Below are 1,646 nucleotides of genomic sequence, written 5' to 3'. Positions count from 1 at the left end.
CCGATGGCGTAACCGTCTTTGATGTCGTTCATCGTGGCGCGGCCGATAATCTCGGCCTCTTTGAGTGCGTCTGTCTTCTCAGTTTGTTTGTTGACGAAGTGGCCCATGCCGCCGAATTTGTTGTCATTCTCAGCTTGCTTATTTGCGAAGTGACTCATGCCGCCGAATTTGTTGTCATTCTCAGCTTGCTTATTTGCGAAGTGGCTCATGCCACCGAATTTGTTGTCATTCTCAGCTTGCTTATTTGCGAAGTGGCCCATGCCGCCAAACTTGTTGTCGTTTTCAGCTTGCTTATTTGCGAAGTGGCCCGTGCCGCCGAATTTGTTGTCATTCTCAGCTTGCTTATTTGCGAAGTGGCCCGTGCCGCCAAACTTGTTGTCGTTTTCGGTCTGAGAACTAAGAGCTTGATTCTCGCTTCCGCTAGCTGTCTCTGCTGCGACCGAGTTTCCCTCGACTGTAGATACACTAAAAAGTGTTGCCGCTGCAACACCAGCGGCAATCCAAGCCTTATGAGCTTTGTACAACCTTTTTGCTCCAGATCTATCCTTCATACAAGGTGCCTCCAATTAATTTGTATAGTTTAACAATGGCTCTTGTAGATGGTCATTAGTGTCAGTTAGCCCCCGGGGAAAGCGCTGCCCATACCATCTGAGGTGAATTATATGGAGTATCGTTGAATAGATAAACTATAAAAAAATAAGCAATATTACTGATATTCTCAAATTTTAGGATTAAATATCCAAGTAAGCGAGTGGAGTAATGGTCACAGGCTAATATACGTGATCAAAGAAATTTGCGTATCGGCCATCATAGTGCTAGGAATAACGCTTATAAGTTGGAAAGCATTATCGATTAAATCCGTCCTTATTGTCTAATGAGGTACTAATATCTTCTGATAATTGATTAATAAATTCTCAGTTTTTAATCATAAATAGGCCACGAGCCTTATTTATGACGTATTTAAGCATCTTTCGGATGGGTATTATTGAATTTTAAATAACAAAATAAATTTTATTTATGATAATAACCGTTTTCTATTTTTAGTATTTTTGTTGTGAGTCTTAGCTGTAATCGGGATGTAAGTTATAACGGAGGCAGTGAAAAATGTTTAAAATCACTTCGCGAGCAAGTGACATAACAGTTTAATGTTTTACGGGTCGCGCTAATAATTTCTTCAAGCTTGGTTCCAGCGAGCCTGCATGTCAGGGTGATATACTTTCTTTGATCGCACCGTGACGAGATAGATGTGTATAGTATCCACGTTGGTTGTGGTGAAGTGAACAGGAGGCCGTTCAAGATGCGAGAAAATTACACACCGGAAGAGGCCCAAGATAGTTTTTTTGATATCCTGGATGAAATCAATAAGGATCATAAGGTGGTTCATGTGAGTTCGCCGGAGCAAGTGGGTAAGGGTGTGCGTATTATCTGTGATGAGGATTACTGCACGCTTGTTAAGGCGCTGTATCTCTCTTGGTATGATGCAAAAGGGGAGACAGCCAACTGGCAGGCTGATCCCCAGTATGAAGATACCGTTGATACGCTAAAAACGATGGCCAACCGCGAGCGGTGGCCAGATCAACGCATAAAAGATCCCCAGTTTACAATTCAAGTGCAACACCTTAGCGACTAGACCAAAAAGGCCATGA

General features: G+C 42.6%; 2 protein-coding genes. One reads left to right on the top strand and one right to left on the bottom strand.

The window, feature by feature from the left end; all coding sequences use genetic code 11:
• Positions 1–551, bottom strand: a 551-nt coding sequence (locus FC75_RS12235; protein ID WP_156403637.1) for a hypothetical protein, incomplete at its 3' end; no start/stop codon positions are given.
• A 746-nt stretch (positions 552–1,297) separates the two neighbouring features.
• Here FC75_RS12235 and FC75_RS12230 point away from each other — a divergent pair.
• Positions 1,298–1,630 carry a hypothetical protein gene (locus FC75_RS12230; protein ID WP_056989997.1) on the top strand — a complete coding sequence of 111 codons (333 nt, stop codon included), beginning with the start codon at positions 1,298–1,300 and terminating at the stop codon, positions 1,628–1,630.
• The last annotated feature ends 16 nt before the right edge of the window (positions 1,631–1,646 follow it).

The sequence above is a fragment of the Lacticaseibacillus camelliae DSM 22697 = JCM 13995 genome, from assembly GCF_001436615.1.
Classification (GTDB): domain Bacteria; phylum Bacillota; class Bacilli; order Lactobacillales; family Lactobacillaceae; genus Lacticaseibacillus; species Lacticaseibacillus camelliae.
Note: the sequence above shows the minus strand (reverse complement) of the source record. Positions and strands in the feature narration are given on the sequence as shown.